This window comes from Pseudomonas sp. NPDC087612 (assembly GCF_044743505.1).
GTDB lineage: Bacteria > Pseudomonadota > Gammaproteobacteria > Pseudomonadales > Pseudomonadaceae > Aquipseudomonas.
The window spans coordinates 12705-34858 of sequence record NZ_JBIUWO010000007.1 but is presented as its reverse complement, the minus strand read 5'-3'; the positions used below and the strand labels follow the sequence as shown (position 1 = coordinate 34858).

Annotated in this window: 19 protein-coding genes; 7 read left to right on the top strand and 12 right to left on the bottom strand. The window is 63.4% G+C overall.

Annotated elements, in window-relative coordinates; all coding sequences use genetic code 11:
• Window positions 1-209: 209 nt before the first annotated feature.
• From ACIOVF_RS15650 to ACIOVF_RS15640, 3 genes are all read right to left on the bottom strand, one after another.
• Window positions 210-2546, bottom strand: a complete 2337-nt coding sequence (locus tag ACIOVF_RS15650) for an FdhF/YdeP family oxidoreductase (protein WP_401290642.1) — start codon at window positions 2544-2546, stop codon at window positions 210-212.
• The gene (fdhD, locus tag ACIOVF_RS15645; protein WP_045201171.1) at window positions 2543-3382 is read right to left on the bottom strand and encodes a formate dehydrogenase accessory sulfurtransferase FdhD; all 840 of its coding nucleotides are present in this window, start codon (window positions 3380-3382) and stop codon (window positions 2543-2545) included. Before fdhD ends, ACIOVF_RS15650 begins: the two co-directional genes overlap by 4 nt.
• A gap of 95 nt (window positions 3383-3477) precedes the next feature.
• Complete coding sequence (locus ACIOVF_RS15640) at window positions 3478-4365, bottom strand: LysR family transcriptional regulator (protein ID WP_045201172.1); 888 nt, start codon at window positions 4363-4365, stop codon at window positions 3478-3480.
• A gap of 84 nt (window positions 4366-4449) precedes the next feature.
• Between ACIOVF_RS15640 and lysM the strand changes: the two genes are divergently transcribed.
• Window positions 4450-4890 carry a peptidoglycan-binding protein LysM gene (gene lysM / locus ACIOVF_RS15635; RefSeq protein WP_093378408.1) on the top strand — a complete coding sequence of 147 codons (441 nt, stop codon included), beginning with the start codon at window positions 4450-4452 and terminating at the stop codon, window positions 4888-4890.
• Here the strand turns inward: lysM and yrfG are convergent, their stop codons facing one another.
• Window positions 4891-5553 (bottom strand): GMP/IMP nucleotidase, encoded by a 663-nt coding sequence (gene yrfG, locus ACIOVF_RS15630; RefSeq protein WP_401290637.1) that lies wholly within the window; start codon window positions 5551-5553, stop codon window positions 4891-4893.
• A 79-nt stretch (window positions 5554-5632) separates the two neighbouring features.
• Between yrfG and nudE the strand changes: the two genes are divergently transcribed.
• The gene (gene nudE / locus ACIOVF_RS15625; RefSeq protein WP_038998207.1) at window positions 5633-6199 is read left to right on the top strand and encodes an ADP compounds hydrolase NudE; all 567 of its coding nucleotides are present in this window, start codon (window positions 5633-5635) and stop codon (window positions 6197-6199) included.
• A complete protein-coding gene (cysQ, locus tag ACIOVF_RS15620; protein WP_093378418.1) occupies window positions 6196-7023 on the top strand; it encodes a 3'(2'),5'-bisphosphate nucleotidase CysQ in 828 nt (275 codons plus the stop codon). Before nudE ends, cysQ begins: the two co-directional genes overlap by 4 nt.
• On the opposite strand, the gene ACIOVF_RS15615 is transcribed toward cysQ, so the two are convergent.
• The 7 genes from ACIOVF_RS15615 to rfbB are packed head-to-tail and all read right to left on the bottom strand — an operon-like array spanning window position 7012 to window position 14088.
• Complete coding sequence (locus ACIOVF_RS15615; RefSeq protein WP_045201176.1) at window positions 7012-7467, bottom strand: YiiD C-terminal domain-containing protein; 456 nt, start codon at window positions 7465-7467, stop codon at window positions 7012-7014. The genes cysQ and ACIOVF_RS15615 overlap by 12 nt on opposite strands.
• Window positions 7464-8873 carry a sigma-54 dependent transcriptional regulator gene (locus ACIOVF_RS15610; RefSeq protein WP_093378425.1) on the bottom strand — a complete coding sequence of 470 codons (1410 nt, stop codon included), beginning with the start codon at window positions 8871-8873 and terminating at the stop codon, window positions 7464-7466. The genes ACIOVF_RS15615 and ACIOVF_RS15610 overlap by 4 nt, the downstream gene beginning before the upstream one ends.
• Window positions 8870-10684 carry an ATP-binding protein gene (locus ACIOVF_RS15605; RefSeq protein ID WP_045201178.1) on the bottom strand — a complete coding sequence of 605 codons (1815 nt, stop codon included), beginning with the start codon at window positions 10682-10684 and terminating at the stop codon, window positions 8870-8872. The genes ACIOVF_RS15610 and ACIOVF_RS15605 overlap by 4 nt, the downstream gene beginning before the upstream one ends.
• Before the next feature lie 35 nt (window positions 10685-10719).
• Window positions 10720-11595: a dTDP-4-dehydrorhamnose reductase gene (gene rfbD / locus ACIOVF_RS15600; RefSeq protein WP_401290630.1), complete on the bottom strand. Its 876-nt coding sequence runs from the start codon at window positions 11593-11595 to the stop codon at window positions 10720-10722.
• Window positions 11592-12137 carry a dTDP-4-dehydrorhamnose 3,5-epimerase gene (rfbC, locus tag ACIOVF_RS15595; RefSeq protein ID WP_045201180.1) on the bottom strand — a complete coding sequence of 182 codons (546 nt, stop codon included), beginning with the start codon at window positions 12135-12137 and terminating at the stop codon, window positions 11592-11594. Before rfbC ends, rfbD begins: the two co-directional genes overlap by 4 nt.
• Complete coding sequence (gene rfbA / locus ACIOVF_RS15590) at window positions 12137-13009, bottom strand: glucose-1-phosphate thymidylyltransferase RfbA (RefSeq protein ID WP_045201181.1); 873 nt, start codon at window positions 13007-13009, stop codon at window positions 12137-12139. Before rfbA ends, rfbC begins: the two co-directional genes overlap by 1 nt.
• Window positions 13006-14088: a dTDP-glucose 4,6-dehydratase gene (gene rfbB, locus ACIOVF_RS15585; RefSeq protein WP_045201182.1), complete on the bottom strand. Its 1083-nt coding sequence runs from the start codon at window positions 14086-14088 to the stop codon at window positions 13006-13008. The genes rfbA and rfbB overlap by 4 nt, the downstream gene beginning before the upstream one ends.
• A 213-nt stretch (window positions 14089-14301) precedes the next feature.
• Here rfbB and ACIOVF_RS15580 point away from each other — a divergent pair, with 213 nt between their 5' ends.
• The 4 genes from ACIOVF_RS15580 (at window position 14302) to ACIOVF_RS15565 (ending at window position 19772) form a co-directional block, all read left to right on the top strand.
• Window positions 14302-17211 carry an aminotransferase gene (locus ACIOVF_RS15580; protein ID WP_401290625.1) on the top strand — a complete coding sequence of 970 codons (2910 nt, stop codon included), beginning with the start codon at window positions 14302-14304 and terminating at the stop codon, window positions 17209-17211.
• A 170-nt stretch (window positions 17212-17381) separates the two neighbouring features.
• Window positions 17382-18260: an N-carbamoylputrescine amidase gene (gene aguB, locus ACIOVF_RS15575; protein ID WP_401290622.1), complete on the top strand. Its 879-nt coding sequence runs from the start codon at window positions 17382-17384 to the stop codon at window positions 18258-18260.
• A gap of 20 nt (window positions 18261-18280) precedes the next feature.
• Window positions 18281-19387, top strand: a complete 1107-nt coding sequence (gene aguA, locus ACIOVF_RS15570) for an agmatine deiminase (RefSeq protein WP_195885252.1) — start codon at window positions 18281-18283, stop codon at window positions 19385-19387.
• Between the two features lie 184 nt (window positions 19388-19571).
• On the top strand, window positions 19572-19772 hold the full coding sequence (locus ACIOVF_RS15565; RefSeq protein WP_045201186.1) for a hypothetical protein: 201 nt from the start codon (window positions 19572-19574) through the stop codon (window positions 19770-19772).
• A 70-nt stretch (window positions 19773-19842) separates the two neighbouring features.
• On the opposite strand, the gene ACIOVF_RS15560 is transcribed toward ACIOVF_RS15565, so the two are convergent.
• On the bottom strand, window positions 19843-21945 hold the full coding sequence (locus ACIOVF_RS15560; RefSeq protein ID WP_045201187.1) for a TonB-dependent siderophore receptor: 2103 nt from the start codon (window positions 21943-21945) through the stop codon (window positions 19843-19845).
• Window positions 21946-22154: the final 209 nt, after the last annotated feature.

Sequence of the window (22154 nt, the reverse complement as noted above, 5' to 3'; positions counted from 1 at the left end):
AAAGCCTCATAGGGATGACGAGGCGATCCTGAGGCTGGGGAGGGGGGCTGGCAAACGAAATCCGACGAGTAACACGAGTTGTACACAATTTTCTAAGTTACTGTTTTCACTGTGAAACTTTATCGTTTTTCGCGTGTCTGAGCTTACTTGGAACGCGGCCCTGACAGTGATGTCAGGGCCTTTTTTGTGCCTGTTTGCCGCCGATTCTGTCAGAGGATCCGGGCGTTGTCGCTGGCAGGTTGCAACTGGATCGCGACGAACTTGGAGGTCGGCGTGTGGCTGCCATCGCCCACGCTCTCCAGCGGTACCAGCGGGTTGACCTCCGGATAGTAGGCCGCCGCCTGGCCGGCCGGAATATCGAAGGCCAGCAGGGTGAAGCCCTTGACCCGCCGCTCGCGACCATCGCTCCACAACGAGACGATATCGGCCTTGTCCCCGGGGTGGAAGCCCAGGCGGACGATGTCGGCCTCATTGGCGAACAGCACGTTGCGCTGGCCCTTGACCCCACGGTAGCGGTCATCCAGGCCATAGATGGTGGTGTTGTACTGATCGTGCGAGCGCATCGACTGCATGATCAGGTCCGGCACCTGGCCGCTGGCGCGCACACGCTCGTGCAGCAGGTCGTCCGGCAGGGCGTTGGCCTTGAAGTTGGCCCGGCCGCTGGCGGTCTTCCATTGCCGCTGGCCGGCGCTGTTACCCAGGTAGAAGCCGCCCGGGTTTTGCAGGCGCTGGTTGAAGTTGTCAAAGCCGGGGATGGTCTGGTCGATCAGGTCGCGGATGCGCCCGTAATCGGCGATCAGCCAGTTCCAGTCCACAGGCTTGGCACCGAGGGTGGCGTTGGCAATCCCGGCGATCACTGCAGGCTCTGAGCGCATTTGCCGCGACAGTGGCTGCAACTGGCCATTGGAGGCGTGGACCATGCTGAACGAGTCTTCCACCGTTACTGCCTGAGGGCCTTGGCCCTGCAGGTCGATATCGGTCCGGCCCAGGCACGGCAGAATCAGCGCCTGCTTGCCATGCAGCAGGTGGCTGCGGTTGAGCTTGGTGCTGATCTGCACGGTCAGCGCGCAGTTGCGCAGGGCCTGGGCGGTGCGTACGGTGTCCGGGGTGGCTTGGGCGAAGTTGCCGCCCAGGGCAATAAACACCTTGGCCTGGCCGTCGGCCATGGCGCGGATCGCCTCGACGGTGTTGTGGCCATTGTGGCGCGGTACCTTGAAGCCGAAGCGGCGCTCCAGGGCGTCGAGCAGGGCCACCGGCGGCCGTTCGTTGATGCCCATGGTGCGGTCGCCCTGCACGTTGCTGTGGCCACGCACCGGGCACAGGCCGGCACCGGGAACGCCGAGGTTACCGCGCAGCAGCATCAGGTTGGCGATTTCCTGGATGGTCGCCACCGAATGGCGATGCTGGGTGATGCCCATGGCCCAGCACATGATGACCTTCTTGGCCTTGCAGTACATGCGCGCGGCTTGCTTGATCTCGGCCAGGGTCAGGCCCGACTGCGCGGTGATCTGCTCCCAGGAGGTGGCGTCGACCGCGGCCAGGTAGCCCAGTACGTCCTGGGTGTGCTGGTTGAGAAAGTCGTGATCGAAAATTGCCGGGGCACCGCTGGCCTGGGCTTCACGCTCCCACTGCAATAGGAACTTGGCCATGCCGCGCAGCACCGCCATGTCGCCGCCCAGGGCTGGGCGGAAGTAGGCGGTGTTGGTCGGGCGGTCGCCGTTGGTGAGCATCTCCAGCGGGTGCTGCGGGTGCTGGAAACGTTCCAGGCCGCGTTCTTTCAGCGGGTTGACGCAGACCACCTGGGCGCCGCGCTTGACCGCTTCGCGCAGCGGTTCGAGCATGCGCGGATGGTTGGTGCCGGGGTTCTGGCCCCAGACGAAGATCGCGTCGGCATGTTCGAAATCGTCGAAAGTCACCGTGCCTTTACCGACCCCGACACTCTGCCCAAGCGCCACGCCGCTGGCCTCGTGGCACATGTTCGAGCAGTCGGGGAAGTTGTTGGTGCCGTAGGCGCGCACAAACAGTTGGTACAGGTAGGCCGCCTCGTTGCTGGCCCGGCCAGAGGTATAGAACTCGGCCTGGTCCGGGCTTTCGAGCTGTTGCAGGTGTTCGGCGATCAGGGCGAAGGCGCCATCCCAGTCGATTGGTTGGTAGCGGTCGGTGCTGGCGTCGTAGACCATCGGTTCGGTCAGCCGGCCCTGGTATTCGAGCCAGTAGTCGCTCTGGGCCAGCAGCGAAGTGACGCTGTGGCGGGCGAAGAACGCGGCATCGACGCGGCGCTTGGTCGCTTCCCAGTTCACCGCCTTGGCGCCGTTTTCGCAGAACTTGACCATGCCGCTTTCCGGCGAGTCGCCCCAGGCGCAGCCAGGGCAGTCGAAGCCGCCGTTCTGGTTGGTCTTGAGCAGCGCGCGGATGTTCTTCAGGGCATTGTCGCTGCCGATCCAGGCCTGGGCCACGCTGCGCAGCGCGCCCCAGCCGCCAGCGGCGCCGTGGTAGGGTTTGTAGCGGGGCACAGGCTTGTGGTCGGCTTGGTGATGCAGGCTCACGTTCGGTTCTCCCGCACGGGGCTGAACACCCGTGGTGCGCTGTGTTTGGGCAGGTGAATAAGGTTGAGGTTGTGCCGCCGTGCCCACTGCAGGGCCAGGCCGGTAGGCGAGGACAGGCTGACCAGGGTCTGGATGCCGGCGCGCAGCACCTTCTGGATCAACTCCAGGCTGCAGCGGCTGGTGACGATCGCCAGGCCGCCGTCGAGGCTGATGTGCTGGCGCACCAGGGCACCGATCAACTTGTCGAGGGCGTTGTGCCGGCCGATGTCTTCGCGGCCCAGGAGGATCTCGCCCTGGTTGTTCATGAACAGTGCCGCATGCACCGCGCCGCAGTGCTGGCCCAGGGGCTGGAAGGCATCCATGCGCTGGCGCAGGCCGGCCAGCCATTGCGCGGGTGGCAGCGGAGCACCGGGCAGCACGGCAAGGTCGGGCAGCGCCTGCTCCACCGCCTCAACACCGCACAGGCCACAGCCACTGGTGCCGGCCAGTTGCCGGCGCTGGGTCTTGAGGTTCCAGAAGGCGCGGTTGGCAATCTCGACTTCGGCATGCACGGCAGAACCGTTGCCGGTGAACTTGACGTCGTAGATCTCGTTGGCCGAAGCGATGATGCCGCTGCCGATGCTGAAACCGACGATAAAGTCTTCAAGGTCCGTGGGGCTGACCAGCATCACGGCCTGGCTGATGCCGTTATAGGCGATCGCCAGCGCGACTTCCTCGGCCAGTGCGGTATGGGCCTGGCTGTCGTCGTCAAGGTGGCAGTAGTCGTAGGTGTTGCTGGCCGCGGGCGCAGTCACAAGCGGGGTGGACGCCGCACAGGCCGGGGGTTTAGTGCTCATCAGCAGAGGTACCGGCGGCTGTTCAGCTTTAAGCCTAGGCTTGCGCTCGGGTATCGTCTAATCGCTAATGCTGATGCTTTGATAGACGGCGTCGATCAAGCCTCGCCGCGCAGCGCTTGATATTCGCCCAGGCACACCTCGGCCAGGGCCGAGCGCGGCGCCGTGCGGCGCATGATCAGGCCCAATGGTGCCAGGGTGCAGGCCTGTTCGATCGGTTGCAGGCGCAGCCGTTCGGTGAGCACTTCCAGCCCTGCCGCCAACGGCATGATCGCGCAGCACAGGCCGCCGCTGACGGCCTGGGCCAACTGATGGACGGCATCGGTCTGCAGCAACAGCTGCGGGGTCAGGCCGCGGCTGTGGAAGTTATGGTCGATCGACTGGCGAAAATGCATGCCGGCGGTGAGCAAGCCCAGCGGCAGTTCGGTCAGCTGTTGCCAGCTTAGGGGCTGCTCGTCGAAGCGGAAATGATCTGGATCATATAAAAGCCCCATGCGCGTCTCGCCCAGCGGCAGCGCCTGGAAGCGTTCGTGGTCGAGCCGGTCGAGGTATGACACGCCCAGGTCCAGCTGGTTGCTGGTCAGCTGTTCGAGGATCTGCTCGGAGCTCAGGGCGCTGAGTTCGAAGCGCAGTTCCGGGTGCTGCTGGTGCATGCGCCGTAACAATGGCAAGGGGTCGAAGCTCGACAACGGCACCACGCCCAGGCGCAGGGTACCGACCAGGTGGCCACGGCAGGCGGCCGCTTCGGCGTTCAGGCCATCGTAGGCGGCGATCACCGAGCGCGCCCAGGCCAGCACCCGCTCGCCCTGGGCGGTGAAACCCTCGAAGCGCTGGCCACGGTTGACCAGGGCCAGGTCCAGCTCTTGCTCCAGGTTGCGCAAGCGCATCGACAGGGTTGGCTGGGTCACGTGGCAGCGGGCGGCGGCCTGGCCGAAGTGGCGGGTTTCATCCAGGGCGATGAGGAATTTGAGTTGTTTGATGTCCATCGTCGCTCCACGGCGCAAAGCAGGCGAAGCATTCTAACCTGTCCTAGACTCCAGGCTCCGAGATTCATCACCAAGGAGAGCGGTATGAGCATTTTCAGTTTCGTCAAAGAAGCAGGCGAGAAACTTATCGACCTGTTGACCCCGGGTAATGCCAATGCCAGCGAGCAGTTGAAGGAGCATGTCTCCAAGGTAGGCTTGGGCAATCCGAACATTCAGACAACTGTCGAGGGCAGCAAGGTGACGGTCACCGGCGAGGTGGCGACCCAGGAAGAGAAGGAAAAAATCCTCCTGGCCCTGGGCAACATTGCAGGTGTGGAGTCGGTGGATGACCAGATCACCGTTACCGGCCCGGTTGTTGCGGCGGCCCGCTTCGTCGTGGTCAAGAAAGGCGACACCCTGAGCGCCATTTCCCTGGCCGTGTACGGCAATGCCAACCAGTACAACAAGATTTTTGAAGCCAACAAGCCGCTGCTCAGCCACCCGGACAAGATCTACCCGGGCCAGACCCTGCGCATCCCCGAGTAATCACAACCCTTCGAGCAACGCCCGGTAGTCTTCCACCGCGGCGAACTCTTCGGTATCCCGCGGCCCTTTGCGGCTATCGGGCTGGCGCACCGCAAGCAGGTGCGCCACGCCGAAGTCGCGGGCGCTGCGCAGGATCGACAAGGTGTCATCGATAAACAGGCTGCGTTGCGGGCTGAAGCCGATATCGGCCTGCAGGGCGCTCCAGAACTGCGGGTTCTCCTTGGGGTAGCCGTATTCATGGGAGCTGATCAGGCGCTCGAAGTAAGGCGCCAGCTCCACCCGCTCCAGTTTCAGCGACAGCGAATCGCGATGGGCGTTGGTGATCAAGATCACCCGCTTGCCGGCCTGTTTGATCGCCTGCAAAAAGGTGTCGGCATCCGGGCGCAGGGCGATCAGGTGGGCGGTCTCAAGCTTCAGCTCGCGCACCGGGAGGTTCAGCTCGCGGCTCCAGAAGTCCAGGCAGTACCAGTTCAGCGAGCCGGCGTGCTGCTCGAACAGCGGCTGCAGCTCGAGCTCGGCCATGGCCCGGCTGATGCCGTGCAGTTCGGCGTAGCGCTGGGGCAGCTGCTCGAGCCAGAAATGGTTGTCGAAGTGCAGGTCGAGCAGGGTGCCGTCCATGTCCAGCAGGACGGTATCGATGGTGGACCAGGCTAAAACGGGCATATGAAATTCTCGAACAGTCATTAGGCAGCGGCCGGGCAAGCCACGGTATAGTAACCCGTTCACGCCAAGGAGCCGCCCCATGCGCCAGAAACCCACCGTCCTCTCTCGCGAGATTGTCGCCAGCAGTCGCCTGTTTCGCGTCGAAGCCGTGCAATTGCGCTTTGCCAACGGCGCCGAGCGCACCTATGAGCGCCTGGTCGGGCGCGGCAACGGTTATGGCGCGGTGATGATCGTGGCGATGCTCGACGCCGAGCACGCGGTGCTGGTGGAGGAATACTGCGGCGGTACCGACGAGTACGAGCTGTCGTTGCCCAAGGGCCTGATCGAGCCGGGCGAAGACGTGCTGGCGGCGGCCGACCGAGAGCTCAAGGAAGAAGCAGGTTTCGGTGCCCGGCAACTGGAGCACCTGACCGAGCTTTCGCTGTCACCGGGTTACATGAGCCAGAAGATCCAGGTGGTGCTGGCCACCGACCTCTACGAGGAACGCCTGGAAGGCGATGAGCCCGAGCCGATGCGTGTCGACAAGATCAACCTGCGCGAGCTCTCGGCCCTGGCCCAGCATCCGCAGTTTTCCGAAGGCCGGGCCCTGGCGGCGCTGTACCTGGTGCGCGACTTGCTGAGCCAGCGTGGGGTGTTCCCGCTATGAACGATATTGAACTGATGCAGCACGTGGTGGAGCTGGCTCGCCAGGCGGGCAAGGCCATTTTGCCGTTCTGGCGTGCCGATGTGGCGGTGACGGCCAAAGCCGACGAATCGCCGGTCACCGCCGCCGACCTGGCTGCCCATGACGTCATTGCCGAGGGTTTGCGCGCCCTGGCGCCGCAGATCCCGGTGTTGTCGGAAGAGGACTGCGATATTCCCCTGGGCGAACGGCAAGGCTGGCAGCGCTGGTGGCTGGTCGATCCGCTGGATGGCACCAAGGAATTCATTGCCGGCACTGAAGAATTCACCGTCAACATCGCTCTCATCGAGCAAGGCCAGGTGGTGTTTGGCGTGGTGGCGATTCCCACCAACGGGCGTTGCTATTACGGCGGCAAGGGCTTCGGGGCCTGGCTGGCGGAAGCGGGCGGCGTGCCTAAGGCCATCAGCGTGCGCAACGCGCCGACTGCGGGTGAGCGATTTACCGTGGTTGCCAGCCGCCGGCACTCCAGCCCGCAACAGGAAGCCTTGCTGGCCGGCCTGAGCCAGTCGGTAGGGGAGCTGGAGCTGGCCAATATCGGCAGTTCGCTGAAGTTCTGCTTATTGGCTGAGGGCGTTGCCGATTGCTACCCGCGCCTGGCACCGACCTCGCAGTGGGACACCGCAGCAGCCCAGGGCGTGCTCGAAGGCGCCGGCGGCGAAGTGCTTGGCCTCGATGGCCAGGCCTTCGTCTACCCTGCGCGCGAGTCCTTGCTCAACCCGTTCTTCCTGGCCTTGCCGGCGGCCGCGCCGTGGCGCGACAAGCTGCTGCAACAAGCCCTAGCGGTGTAGCACGTACTGGCCGCTGAATAGCACGGCAGCCTCGCTGCTGCCGGCATTGCTGACCTGGGTGTGCAGGTTCAGCCGCGCCCGGCCCCGGCGCTGATAGGTGGCGATGAAACGCTCCCAGACCTTCTCCTCCGGTGCCGCGCAGGTGGCGATGGCCGCGCCGGTGACCGGCAGCGGATAACTGATCTGGCCTTCCTGGATGACGATATGCCCGTCATCGACCCCCGCTTCGCGCAACCTCAGGTGCAGCCAGCCCCAACCGACCAGCACCGCCGCGCAGTACAGGCTGCCGCCGAACATGGTGCTCTTGTGGTTGACGTTGGCCTCCAGCGGTAGCTGCAGGCGCAGGCAATGCTGCTGCCAGTCGAGCACCTGCAGGCCCATTTGCCGGGTCAGCGGGATGTCGCTGTGCAGTACCGATTCGAGGTAGTGGCTGTCCGTGCTCATGGACGGTTGTCCTCCAGGTCATCGCTGTGATGGTTGTCGCCGAAGCTCAGGCCGTGTTTACGCAGCTTGTCGTGCAGGGTCTTGCGCGGGATGCCGAGGGCCTCGGCCAGGCTGCGTAGTGAACTGTGCGAGCGCGCCAGCTCCGCGGCGATCAGCGAGCGTTCGAACTGCTCGACCTGTTCGCTGAGGTTGCCGCTGCCGATGCTGGCCACGGGACCGTCGGCCGCAGGCGGCAGGTCACCGTCCAGGGCCAGTTCCAGGCCCAGGGCGAAGCGCTCGGCAGCGTTTTGCAGCTCACGGACGTTGCCCGGCCATTCATGGCGCAGCAGCAACGCCCGTTGCGCCGGTTGCAATGCCGGCACTGGCAGGCCGTGGCGCTCGCCGGCGGCGTGGGCAAAGTGTTGGAACAGCACCAGGATGTCTTCGCCGCGCTCGCGCAGCGGCGGAATGCGCAGTGGTGCGACGTTCAGGCGGTAATACAGGTCGGCGCGAAAGCGCCCCTGGTCAGCGGCCTGGCGCAGGTCTTCCTTGGTTGCGGCAATGATGCGGATATCCAGCGGGATCAACTGGTTGCCGCCCAGGCGCTCGACTACACGCTCCTGCAGCAGGCGCAGCAGCTTGACCTGGACATCCAGGCTCATGCTTTCGATTTCATCGAGGAACAACGTGCCGCCGTTGGCGAATTCGAATTTGCCGATGCGACGCTTCTGCGCGCCGGTGAAAGCCCCTGGCTCGTGGCCGAACAGCTCGCTCTCGACCACCGATTCGGCCAGGGCGCCGGCGTTGATGGCCACGAACGGGCCGTCGCGGCGGCTCGACAGGTCGTGCAGGGCGCGGGCCACCACCTCTTTGCCGGCGCCGGTTTCGCCAAGGATCAGCACATCGGCGCGGGTGCCGGCCAATGCGCCAATTTGCTCGCGCAGGCGCAGCATCGGCGCCGAGTGACCGACCAGGCGCGTGCTCAACTCCTGGCGATCGCTCAGGGCCAGGCGCAGGCTGCGGTTGTCCAGCACCAGGCGGCGCAGGGCCAGGGCGCGGCGCACACTGTCGAGCAGGGCATCGCTGGCGAAGGGTTTCTCCAGAAAGTCGTAGGCGCCGGCACGCATGGCCTGCACCGCCAGGGGTACGTCGCCGTGGCCGGTGATCAGCAGCACCGGCAGCTCCGGGTCCTGGGCGTGCAGTTGCTGCAGCAACTCGAGGCCGTCGATGCCAGGCATGCGGATATCGCTGACCACCACGCCCGGCCAGTCGCGCTCGATGCGCCCGGCCAGGCCCTGGGCGTCGCTCAGGGGCAGGATCTTCAGCCCGGCGAGGTCGAGGGTCTGGCTCAGCGCCTGGCGCAGGTGCGGGTCATCGTCGACCAGAATCACCTGCGTGCGGCTGTCGATGAGCGGCTCGGTCGTCATGCCGATGGGTCCTCCGAAGTGGGTAGGGTGGCGCCGGGCTTGGCGATGCGCAGTTGCAGGGTAAGCAGGGCGCCGCCTTCCGGGTGGTTGCCCAGCAGCAGCTCGCCGCCCAGCGCCCGCATCAAGGTATCGCAGATTGCCAGGCCCAGGCCAAGGCCCTGGGTGCGCGTCTTGGTGGTGAAAAACGGCTCGCGGGCGCGGGCCAGGGCCTGGCTGCTGAAGCCCGGACCGTTGTCGCGTATGTACAGGTAGACGTTGCCATCGCGCTGTTCGGCACTGAGCCAGAGTTTGCGCGGGTTGGCTTTTTCGGTCAGCGCGTCGAGGGCGTTGGCCAGCAGGTTGCCGAGCACCTGGCGCAAGCGGGTTTCGCCGGCCTGGACCCACAGGGTTGCCTCTGGCAGGTCGCGCACCAGTTCCACGGCCATTGCCCGCCGACGCTTGGCCAGCAGCGCCAGTGCATCGTCCAGCGCCGGCTGCAGGGCCACGCTTTCCGGGGCGTGGCGGTCGCGGCGGGCGAAGGCGCGCAGATGGGCGATGATCGAGGCCATGCGCCCGGTCAGTTCGCTGATCAGCTTGAGGTTGCTGCGGGCATCGTCGGTGCGCTGGTGATCGAGGAGGATCTCGGCGTTCTCGGCATAGCTGCGGATCGCCGCCAGCGGCTGGTTGAGTTCGTGGCTGATGCTTGCCGACATGGTGCCCAGTACCGACAACTTGCCGGCCTGCACCAGCTCGTCCTGGGCGCGCACCAGTTCTTGCTGGGCCTGTTCGCGTTCCAGCACTTCTTCCTTGAGGCGGCTGTTGAGGCCTTCGAGGTCGGCAGTGCGCTCGATCACGCGCTTTTCCAGCTCCTGGCGGCCGTGGGCTTCAAAGTCGATGCGGTCCATGTAGTGGCGGCGCCGCTGCATGATCAGGCCGAGCAGCAGCATTAGCACCAGCAAGGTGGCGCCGCCGATGGCCACCACCGTGCGTACCGAGCGGTCGATCAGCGTGCGCGGGGCGAGGATGCTGACCTGCCAGCCGGTCTCGTCGATGGCCTGGGTCTGGGTCAGCCAGGCCTTGGGGTCGAGGGTCAGCGGCTTGGGTGACTGGGTCGGGTAGGGCTGGATGGCAACGATGGCTTCGCGCTCGGCGTCGCTCAATGGCCGGGTGGCACGGAAGCGCCAGTCGGGGCGCGAGGTCAGGATCACCACGCCATTGTGGTCGGTCAGCAGCAGCTGCTCCGGGGTCTTGCCCCAAAGGGTTTCGGTATGGTCCAGATCGACCTTGACCACCAGCGCGCCGATCACCTGATCGCGGTCGCGCACCGCGGCGGCGAAGAAGTAACCACGCTTGGCCGAGGTAGTGCCCTGGCCGAAGAAGCGCCCCAGGCGCCCGGCAATGGCTTCGCTGAAATAAGGGCGGAAGGCAAAATTGCGGCCGATGAAACTGTCGTGCTTGTCCCAGTTGGAGGCCGCCAGGGTGTTGCCGTTGGCGTCCATCAGGTACATGACTTCGGCGCCGGTCTGGGTGGCGATGTCCTTGAGCAGGCGGTTGGCGTTGGTCAGGGTTTCCAGGCGCAGCGGGTCGGCCAGCACTGCGCGCAGGGCCGGCAGGTCGCCGAGGATCTGCGGCAGGGTTTCGTAACGGTGCAGGGTGCCGAGCAGGTTGGCGACGTAGAGGTCGAGGGTCTGGCGGTTCTGTCCGGCCAGTTCGTCCTGGTAGTAGCGCTCGGCGAGGTGCTGCAACGGCCACAGCAAGGGTGCCAGGCACACGGCAAGGATGGCCAGGCTGCGCCAGCGAGGGCGGCGGGGTACGGGTGGAGTTATGTTCATCGCAACTGCGCCAGAATGATCTGGCGCATTATGCGCTACTTCAGGCAGTCGATCAGCGCCTGCTGCCAGTGCGGCTGGCTGACGTGCCACTCGCGTTGCAGGCGGCTGCAATCGAGGCGCGAGTTCAGCGGGCGGCGAGCCGGGGTCGGATAGTCGCTGGAGGCGATTTGCAAAAGCTCGGCGCAGGGCAGGCCCTGGGCCTTGAGTTGCTCGCCAATGGCCTGGGCAAAACCGAACCACGAGGTCTCCCCTTGCGCGGTCAGGTGATAGACACCCCAGGCACCGGCCTGGCCAGCCTGCCAGCGTTCGATCAGGGCACGGGTGCTGTGGGCGATGGTGCCCGCCCAGGTCGGCGCGCCGATCTGGTCGGCGACGATGCGCAGCTCGGGCTTTTCCTGCAGCAGGCGCTGCATGGTCAGCAGGAAGTTGCGTCCGTGGCGTGAGTACACCCAGCTGGTACGCAGGATCAGATGCTGGCCACCTACCGCGGCAATCGCCTGTTCGCCGGCCAGCTTGCTGCGTCCGTAGACGCCGAGCGGGTTGGGCTCGTCGTCCTCGGTGTAAGGGGTGGCTTTGCTGCCATCGAACACGTAGTCGGTGGAGTAGTGGATCAGCGGGATGCCAAGCTTCGCGGCTTCTTCGGCAAAAATGCCGGGAGCCTGGGCGTTGATCGCAAAGGCCAGCTCCGGCTCGCTTTCGGCCTGATCCACCGCAGTGTGGGCCGCGGCGTTGATGATCAGGTCGGGCTTGAGCTGCTGCACCTGGCCACGGATGGCTTCGGGGTGCGCGAGGTCGAGCTGGTCACTGCCCAGCACCTGCAACTGCGCCAGGTCGCCCAGTTGCTGTTGCAGCGCCTGGGAAACCTGGCCGTTGCGGCCGGCGATAAGGATGCGCGGTTGGCTGTGCTTCACGGGAACAGGTCTGCCTCATGCAGGAACTTGCCGACCTGGTCCTTGGCTGAAAGCACCGGTGCGCTTTCAAGTTCCCAGTCGATCGCCAGGTCCGGGTCATCCCAGCGGATGCAGCGCTCGGCAGACGGCACATAGTAGTCAGTGGTCTTGTAGAGAAACTCGGCGAAGTCGCTCAGCACCAGAAAACCATGGGCAAAGCCCTTGGGAATCCACAACTGGCGATTGTTCTGGGCCGAAAGCCTGACACTGACCCAACGGCCAAAGGTCGGTGAGTGGCGGCGGATATCGACGGCCACATCCAGCACTTCGCCTGCAGTTACCCGCACAAGCTTGTCCTGGGTATGTTCAACCTGGTAATGCAAACCGCGCAGCACATTTTTTTGTGAGCCGGAATGATTGTCCTGAACAAAGTGGGCATCGATGCCTGTTGCTTCCTGGAACGAGCGCTCATTGAAGCTCTCGAAGAAAAAGCCTCGTTCATCACCGAAGACCTTCGGCTCGATCACAAGAACATCAGGCAGCGCGCTGGCTGTTACTTTCATTAACGTTTCCCTACGAGACCGAACAGGTACTGACCGTAGCCGGTCTTGCCGAACATCTTGCCTCGCTCCAGCAGATGCGCTTCATCGATCCAGCCCTGCTGGTACGCGATTTCTTCAAGGCAGGCGACCTTGAGGCCCTGACGGTGTTCGATGGTCTGCACGTATTGCGATGCTTCCAGGAGACTGTCGTGGGTGCCGGTGTCCAGCCAGGCGAAACCGCGCCCGAGCAACTGGACATTGAGGTCGCCGCGCTTGAGATAGGCGTTGTTGATGTCGGTGATTTCCAGCTCGCCGCGTGGCGAAGGTTTGACCGCCTTGGCGATCTCGACCACGTCGTTATCGTAGAAATACAGGCCTGTCACTGCGTAACTGGACTTGGGTTGTGCCGGTTTCTCTTCGATGGAAAGGGCGCGGCCTTCATCGTCGAATTCGACGACGCCGAAACGCTCCGGGTCCTTGACCCAGTAGCCGAACACGGTGGCACCGGCACCCTGCTGGGCTGCCTTGCGCAGCTGCGGAGTGAAGCCCTGACCGTGGAAAATGTTGTCGCCGAGGATCAGGCAGACCGAATCGTTGCCGATGAACTCTTCGCCGATCAGGAAGGCCTGCGCCAGGCCGTCCGGAGAGGGCTGCTCGGCATAGCTCATTTCGATACCGAACTGGCTGCCATCACCCAGCAGTTGCTTGTAGTGCGGAAGATCCTGCGGGGTGGAGATCAGCAGGATTTCGCGAATACCGGCCAGCATCAGTACCGAGATCGGGTAGTAGATCATCGGTTTGTCGTAGATCGGCAGCAGTTGCTTGGAAACACCCAGGGTGATGGGGTGCAGGCGGGTGCCGGAGCCGCCCGCCAGGACGATACCTTTGGTCATGCAATCAGATCCTTGAATTCGCTGGCGCCCAGGCGCTGGCCTTGATAACTGCCGTCTTGTACCCGCTGGCACCATTGCAGGTTGTCCAGGTACCACTGTACGGTCTTGCGCAGGCCGGTTTCGAAGGTTTCTTCGGGAACCCAGCCCAGTTCACGCTCGATCTTGCTGGCATCGATCGCGTAGCGCTGGTCATGGCCCGGGCGATCCTGAACGTAGGTGATCAGGTCGGCGTAGTTGGCAATGCCAGCCGGACGTTGTGGCGCCAGCTCTTCGAGCAGGGCACAGATGCCGCGTACGACGTCGATGTTCTTCTGCTCGTTGTGGCCGCCAATGTTGTAGGTCTCGCCAACTTCGCCTTCGGTTACCACCTTGAGCAGGGCGCGGGCATGGTCTTCGACGAACAGCCAGTCACGCACCTGCAGGCCGTTGCCATACACAGGCAACGGCTTGCCTGCCAGGGCATTGAGGATCACCAGTGGAATGAGTTTTTCCGGGAAGTGGAACGGCCCGTAGTTGTTCGAGCAGTTGGTGATCAGTACCGGCAGGCCATAGGTGCGCTGCCAGGCGCGGACCAGGTGGTCGGACGCAGCCTTGCTGGCGGAGTAGGGCGAGCTTGGTGCGTAAGGCGTGGTTTCGGTGAACAGGTCATCGACGCCATGCAGGTCGCCATACACTTCGTCGGTGGAAATGTGATGGAAGCGGAACGCCGTGCGCTCATCGGCCGGCAGGCTCAGCCAGTAGGCGCGAGTTGCCTCGAGCAGGCTGTAGGTGCCGACGATATTGGTCTGGATGAAGTCCGAAGGGCCGTCAATCGAGCGGTCGACATGCGACTCTGCCGCCAGGTGCATGATCGCATGTGGCTTGAAGCGCTCAAGCACAGCGCTAACGGTGGCCTGATCGACGATATCCGCCTGGACGAACTCATAGCGGGTGTCGGTCGCGATACTGGTCAGCGATTCCAGATTGCCTGCATAGGTCAGTTTGTCGAGGTTGAGCACTTCGTGCTCGGTATTGGTGATCAGGTGACGCACCAGCGCCGAGCCGATAAAGCCGGCCCCGCCGGTGATAAGAATTCGCATGTCGGACTGCCTTTCTTCCGTAACTGACATTGAACTTAGGGTGCACAGCTTGTGGCCGGGTGCAGGCAGGCGCAAGCAAAAAGCGCCGAACAGTCCTTCTTACCCGGGCTGCTCGATGAAACTGAGCAAATGTTGCGCAATTTTAGCCGTTATTCTTGCCAACCGGCACAAGCAGTGGCGATATAGGCAACAAAAAAATGAGGTCCCCTGCCCATGTCGCTCAGTACCCTGATCCATCGCTCCAGCCAGCCATGCCCTGAAGTCAGTGAACAGCAGGCCGCAACCCTGTTGCAGGAACACTTTGGCCTGAGCGGCTCATTGCGGGCATTGGGCAGCCAGCAGGACCTGAATTTTCTTGTCGATTCGGACCATGGGCGCTACGTGCTGAAGGTTTGCCATGGCGCCTATGCCGAGCAGGAACTGCAAGCCCAGCATGCCGCCCTCGGCTTCCTGCGCGATCAGGGGCTGCCAGTGCCTGCGGTGCAGGCTGCCCGATCCGGTGAGCAACTGCTGACGGTGACTGTCGACGGCCAACCGCTACGCGTGCGCCTGCTCGACTATATTGAAGGCCAGTCACTGACCCGCATCAAGCACATGGAGCCGCGCCTGGTAGCTGAACTCGGCCGCCTGTGCGCGCGGGTCGACCAGGCTCTGGCCAGTTTCACTCACCCGGGCCTTGAGCGCACATTGCAATGGGATCCGCGCCATGCCCAGGTGTTGATCGATCACCTGTTGCCGATACTGGATAACAACCCGCAGCAAGCCAGGGTAAAAGCCGCCGCAGATCAGGCCCGGGAACATCTGCAGCCGTTGATCGATGATCTGCCATCGCAAGCCGTGCACCTGGACATCACCGATGACAACGCCGTATGGGCGCGCGATGAGCAGCGCCAGTGGCAACTGCAGGGGGTCATCGATTTCGGCGACCTGATGCACACCTGGCGCATTGCAGATCTCTCGGTCACTTGCGCGGCCTTGCTGCACCACGCCGAAGGCGACCCCTTGCGCATATTGCCGGCGATCGAGGCTTATCATGCGCTCAATCCGCTGAACGCCGCTGAACTCAAAGCCTTGTGGCCTTTGGTGGTGGCTCGTGCTGCGGTGCTGGTACTGAGCAGCGAGCAGCAGGTGAGTATTGACCCTGGCAACAGCTACAGCCGGGACAATCTGGCCCATGAGTGGGAAATTTTCGACGTCGCCACCAGCGTGCCTTTCGAACTGATGCAGGCGGCGATTCTGCAAGTGACCGGGCATGAACTCCCTGCGCTGGCGCTAGAAAGCTCGGCGCCACTCCTGCCGGCCTCGGTGGCCGCCCAGGTGATTGGCGTGGATCTTGGTGTACTCAGCGAGCATTACCAGGCCGGCAACTGGGAGCAAGCCGGCATTGACCAGCGCTTGCTGGCCCGGCAGGGCAGTGCTTCAGGCGCTGCCAGCAGCCTGTATGGGCAGTACCGCCTGTCGCAGACCCACATCGACAATCCCGCGGAACCTGCGACGTGCGCCCTGCATGTCGAACTGCATCTGCCTTGCGCCACGGTGCTCCAGGCACCTTGGGCCGGGACCTGGCACCAATATGGCGAAGACAGTGGCTGCCTTGAGGGCAGTGAATGCAGCCTGTGGTTGCACGGGCTGGATCAGACGCCGGCCGACGGGCAGGCATTGGCCATCGGACAGTCTCTGGGCGCCACTGGCGCATTGTTGACGGTCCAGTTATGCCGGGTGGCCGGGTTGTATCCACCAGCTTTTGTCGTGCCTTCGCGGGCCCAGGCCTGGCAGGCATTGTGCCCCTCGCCGCAAGCCATCCTCGGCTTTGCCTGCGACGCCGAACCGCTGGTCGATGCCCAGGCTTTGCTGGCTCGGCGCGATGCCAGTTTCGCCCGCTCGCAAAAACACTATTACCAGCAGCCGCCGCATATCGAGCGCGGCTGGCGCAACTACTTGTTCGACATGCAGGGGCGGGCCTACCTGGACATGCTCAACAACGTTGCGGTGCTCGGCCACGGGCACCCGCGCATGGTCGCCGAGTCGGCGCGGCAATGGTCGTTGCTCAATACCAACTCGCGTTTTCATTATGCCGCCATCGCCGAATTCTCCGAGCGCTTGCTGGCCCTGGCACCGAGCGGCATGGACCGGGTATTTCTGGTCAACAGCGGCACCGAGGCCAACGATCTGGCGATCCGCCTGGCCTGGGCCTACAGCGGTGGGCGTGACCTGCTGAGCGTACTTGAGGCCTATCACGGCTGGTCGGTGGCCACCGATGCGATTTCCACCTCCATCGCCGACAACCCCCAGGCCTTGAGCACCCGGCCGGACTGGGTTCACCCGGTGATCGCGCCCAACACCTATCGCGGCGCCTACCGTGGCGCCGAGAGCGCCGCCGACTATCTGCGCGACGTCGATGCCAAGCTCGATGCGCTGGCTGCCGAGCAGCGGCAACTGGCCGGGTTCATCTGCGAGCCGGTGTACGGCAATGCCGGCGGCATCTCGTTGCCTGCGGGTTACCTGCAGCAAGCCTATGCCAAGGTGCGGGCGGCGGGCGGGGTATGCATCGCCGACGAAGTGCAGGTCGGCTATGGCCGGCTGGGCACCTGGTTCTGGGGTTTTGAAGAGCAGGGCGTGGTGCCGGACATCATCACCATGGCCAAGGGCATGGGCAACGGCCAGCCACTGGGCGCGGTCATCACCCGCCGCGAGATTGCCGAGGCGCTGGAAGCCGAGGGCTATTTCTTCTCCTCCGCCGGCGGCAGCCCGGTCAGTTGCCGAATCGGCATGGCCGTGCTTGATGTCATGGAAGAAGAAGGGCTATGGGACAACGCCCGGGAAGTCGGCGGCTACTTCAAGTCACGGCTGCAACAATTGGTCGATAAACATCCGCTGGCGGGTGCCGTGCACGGCTCCGGCTTCTACCTGGGGCTGGAACTGGTGCGTGACCGCCAGAGCCTGGAGCCGGCCAGTGCCGAGACTACCCTGCTGTGCAACCGCCTGCGTGACCTGGGTATCTTCATGCAGCCTACGGGCGATTACCTCAACATCCTCAAGATCAAGCCGCCGATGTGCACCACCCGCGCGAGCGTGGACTTCTTCGTCGACAGCATCGACCGGGTACTGTCGGAAGACCTGTAACCCTTGAGCTAAAGCCGGTTAATCCGATTGTTATCGAATTAACCGGCTTTTTTACGCCTGATATTTTCCATTTTCCACTTTTAAAGCCGATATTTATCGGATATAAATGCCTCCATTATCACCAGGGTGGCCTGGCCTTGTTGGCCCGAGCACCTGCCGAGGAGGAATGCATGAGCCGCACTGTCACTGTTGCCGCCACCCAGATGGCCTGCTCCTGGGACCGCCAGGGCAACCTGGAAACCGCCGAACGGCTGGTCCGCGAAGCGGCTGCCAAGGGCGCGCAGATCATCCTGATCCAGGAACTGTTCGAAACCCCGTACTTCTGCCAGAAGCCCAATCCGGACTACCTGCAACTGGCCACAGCGGTTGAAACCAACGCCGCCATCGGTCATTTCCAGAAGCTCGCCAAAGAGCTGCAGGTGGTGCTGCCGATCAGCTTCTACGAGCTGGCCGGGCGTGCGCGTTTCAACAGCATCGCGATCATCGATGCCGACGGCAGCAACCTCGGTGTGTACCGCAAGACCCACATTCCGGATGGCCCCGGCTACCACGAAAAGTACTACTTCAACCCGGGCGACAGCGGCTTCAAGGTCTGGCAGACCCGCTACGCGAAAATCGGCGTCGGCATCTGCTGGGACCAGTGGTTCCCCGAGTGCGCACGCAGCATGGCCCTGCTCGGCGCCGAGGTGCTGTTCTACCCGACCGCCATCGGTAGCGAGCCGCACGACCAGAGCATCTGCTCGCGCGACCACTGGCAGCGTGTGCAGCAAGGTCATGCCGGTGCCAACCTGATGCCGCTGGTGGCCAGTAACCGTATCGGCCGCGAACAACAGGACGGCTACGACATCACCTTCTACGGCTCCTCCTTCATCGCCGACCAGTACGGCGAGAAGGTCCAGGCGCTGAACGAGACCGAGGAGGGTGTGCTGGTGCATACTTTCGACCTCGATAAACTTGAGCATACCCGCAGTGCCTGGGGTACTTTCCGCGACCGTCGTCCGAATCTGTACGGCCCGCTGAAGACCCTCGACGGCGCGCTGCAATCCTGAAAGTTCAGCAAGGATCCTCTATGAAAACGCTTACCAGTACCCCGCGCGCCGACGGCTTCCACATGCCTGCCGAATGGGCGCCACAAACCCAGGTCTGGATGGTCTGGCCCGAGCGCCCGGACAACTGGCGCCTGGGTGGCAAGCCGGTACAGGCTGCCCACGTGACCCTGGCCAAGGCCATCGCCCGTTTCGAGCCGGTGACCGTTGCCGTCTCGGCCGCGCAGTACGACAACGCCCGGGCGCGCCTGGACCTGCCGAACATCCGCGTGGTGGAAATCAGCAACGACGACGCCTGGGTGCGTGATACCGGCCCGACCTTCGTCATCAACGACAGCGGTGAAGTACGCGGCGTCGACTGGGGTTTCAATGCCTGGGGCGGCTTCGAGGGTGGCCTGTACGCGCCGTGGAACCGCGACGAGCAACTGGCCAGCAAGGTGCTGGAGATGGAGCGCTGCCAGCGCTACCACACCGAAGGCTTCGTGCTCGAAGGCGGCTCGATCCATGTCGACGGTGAAGGCACCCTGATCACCACTGAAGAATGCCTGCTCAACCACAACCGCAACCCGCACCTGAACCGCGAGCAGATCGAAGCCATCCTGCGTGACCACCTGGCCGTGGACAGCATCATCTGGCTGCCCGATGGCCTGTACAACGACGAAACCGACGGCCACGTCGACAACTTCTGTTGTTACGTCCGCCCAGGTGAAGTGTTACTGGCCTGGACCGATGATCCGCAAGACCCCAACTATGCACGCTGCCATAGCGCACTTGAGGTGCTGGAAAACAGCCGTGACGCCAAAGGTCGCGCCTTCACCGTGCACAAGATGCCGATTCCGGGGCCGCTGTTCGCCACTGAAGAAGAGTGCGCCGGGGTCGATCCGGTGGCCGGCAGCCAGGAGCGCAACCCGTCGGTGCGCCTGGCCGGCTCCTACGTCAACTTCCTGATCGTCAACGGCGGCATCATCGCCCCAAGCTTCGACGACCCGGCAGATGCCGAGGCTAGAGCGATTCTGGCGCGGGTGTTCCCTGACCATGAAGTGGTCATGATCCCCGGGCGCGAGATGCTCCTGGGCGGCGGCAACATCCATTGCCTGACCCAGCAGCAACCGGCGCCAGCCAAAGGCTGAAGTGCAGTAAGAAAACAGCCCGTCGATTGACGGGCTTTTTTATGCGTGGACGACGACCGGCATAGTCTTCTGGCACACCTCTTGTATTTGTTTTGCATTGTATTTCAAACAGATAGACCAGCATGGTTCTGTCACAAAGTTTGAGTAGGTTAGTCGCTCACGGCCCCTGGGAGTACGTGTCGAAATGAATGCAGCAAGTGAGCCGGCTTCGCCCCCATCAGCGGTGAATCACGAGTCCCTCCAGCGCGTGGCGCAGTGGTTGAAACACCATGGAGCAAACCGGGTCAGGAAGGCCGATCAGCGTCGCTCGTTACTGGCGCGTTATCCGGCAGGCCTGCTGAGCGAGGCAGAGCTGGAAGCGCTGCTGGGTGATGGCAGCCGCTAGAGGGTTCGGCAACAACAATGAAAAGGGCGGCATTGCCTGAACAATGCCGCCCTTTTTTATTGCCTGGTGTTTAGAAGCTGTAGGTGCCGGTCACGATCAGGCTGCGCGGGTCGCCAAACTGGATCTGCGCGGCGCTGGTGGCCGAGCTGTAGTAGGTTTTATCGGTGATGTTGTTGAGCGCCGCGCGCAGGTCCCAGTCCTTGGTACGAAAGCCTGCCAGCGCGTCCCAACGGCCATAGCCGGGCAGCACGGCGGTGTTCTGGTTGTCGGCATAGCGCTCGCCGACCAGGGTCAGGCCGGTTTCGCCGTACCAGCCCATTTCCGGTTTCCAGGTAACGAACAGGCTGGCGTTGCGCTTGGCAACGTTGCTCACGCGGTTGCCTTCCTGGCCGTTGTTGTCCTCGACGATGGTTGCATCCTGGATACCGATACCGCCGCGTACGTACCAGTTGCCAACGATGTTGCCGGTGGCGGTCAGCTCGACGCCGCGTGAGCGCTGCAGGCCGCTGAGCAAGGTGATGCCCGGGTTGTTCGGGTCGCTGGTGCGGCGGTTGTAGAGCTCCAGCTCATAAACCGCCAGGGTGGTGCTCAGGCGTTCGTCGAACCAGTCGCTCTTGACCCCGACTTCTTTCTGCCGGGTCTGTTCCGGGCTGGTTTCGTTGGTATTGCCGGCCGCACCCGGGGTGATGCCGATCAGGCCGCCGCCGACTGGCGAGAAGGTCTTGCTCCAGGAGGCATAGAAGGAGTGTTCCTTCCACGGCGAATAGACCACGCCCAGACGCGGGCTGGTGCTGTTGCTGTCCTGCTTCTCGGAGATACCGCGGACCTTGTTGGTGGTTTGCACTTCGAACTGGTCGAAACGCACCCCGGCCAGCACTTGCCACTGATCATTCAGGCGCAGTTGGTCCTGAAGGTACAGGCCGCGGCTGTCGACCACGGTGTGGTTGTTGCTGGAGACCACCATGGTGCCGTTGTGCTGCAGGTTACGGTTGGGGTTGTTCAGGTCCAGGCCCGGCACCGGGCGAGCGCCTGCGCCGGAAGTCGCTGCAGTGTATAGGATCGGATCGCGGCGCTGGTTACCGAACTCAAGGCCGGTGAGCAGGGTGTGCTGCAGGCCGAAGGTGTCGAAATTGCCTTCCAGTTCCAGGTTGTTGAACAGGTTGCGGGTGTTCAGGTCCTGCTGCCAGCGCTGGCGGGTAACCTGGTTGGTGGTGGCGTTGTAGCCGGTCAGGTAAGTGTTGTCGAAATCGCTGTTGAGCTTGAACAGGCCCAGGGTGTGGCGCACTTGCCAGGTGTCGTTGAGCTGGTAGTTCAGGCGCGAGCGCAGCGATTGCGCCTTGTCGTCGATGAAGTCGCGCTGGGTATCGCCGTAGGTGGTGTCGCGACCAACGTCGGCCGGGCGGCCGTTGACGCTGGGGATGCCGCGATCGGGGGTACGGTTGTAGCGGCTGTACTCGTATTGCACCAGCCAGTTCAACTGCGGGGTCAGCTGCCAGCTCATCGAGGGTGCGAACAGCTGGCGGCTGCCGTCGATGCCGTCGCGGAAACTGTTGTTGTCCTGGTTGCCCATGTTCAGGCGCAGGCTGATGTTGTCGCTCGGGTCGGCGCTGAGGTCGGCATACAGGCTGCGCAGGTCCTCGCTGCCGCCCTGGGCCTCGATGCTGGAACGGCGGCCGGCTTCCGGCATCTTGCTCACCCGGTTGACGATCCCGCCCTGGCTGCCACGGCCATAGAGCACCGCGGCAGGGCCCTTGAGCACCTCGACCCGCTCGATATTGTGCAGGTCGCGCACGTATTGGCTGTCGTCGCGAATACCGTCGAGGTAGAAGTCGTTGCTGGCATCGAAGCCACGGATGCGCACGCTGTCAAAGCGCGTATCGGCGCCGCTGCTGACGTTGGGGATGCCGCTCAGGGCTTTGCCAAGGTCGTTGCTGCCGTAATCCAGCACGTTGCTGGTCTTCACCGAATCGATAGCCTGCGGCACGTAGCGGGCGGGCGTGGCGGTACGGGTTGCGGTGCTGACTTCACGTACCCGCGGGTCATCGCGTTCACGGTCAGACTCGGCGGTAACCGAGACTTCGGGCAACGTGGTGGTGGCAGCAGTGACCAACCCTGAGCTGAAAAACAGCGACAGGCCCAGGGTCAGGGGAGAGAGGCGGCAAGGGGCAAGCATGACGGACATCCGGGCATTTATTAGAGTGAGGAAATTTTGCGCGAATGATAATGCTTGCCATTTACTAACGTTAATTGTTTCTGGATCTATCGACGAGCTGTTTGTTTCAAAATATTTCTGTCTATCAGCCTTTAGTTTTAGCGGTGAATTTGTACTGTTTTTCGCAACAAAGCTGTAACCCGTGCAGCGTTTTTCGCAACCTTCATCCG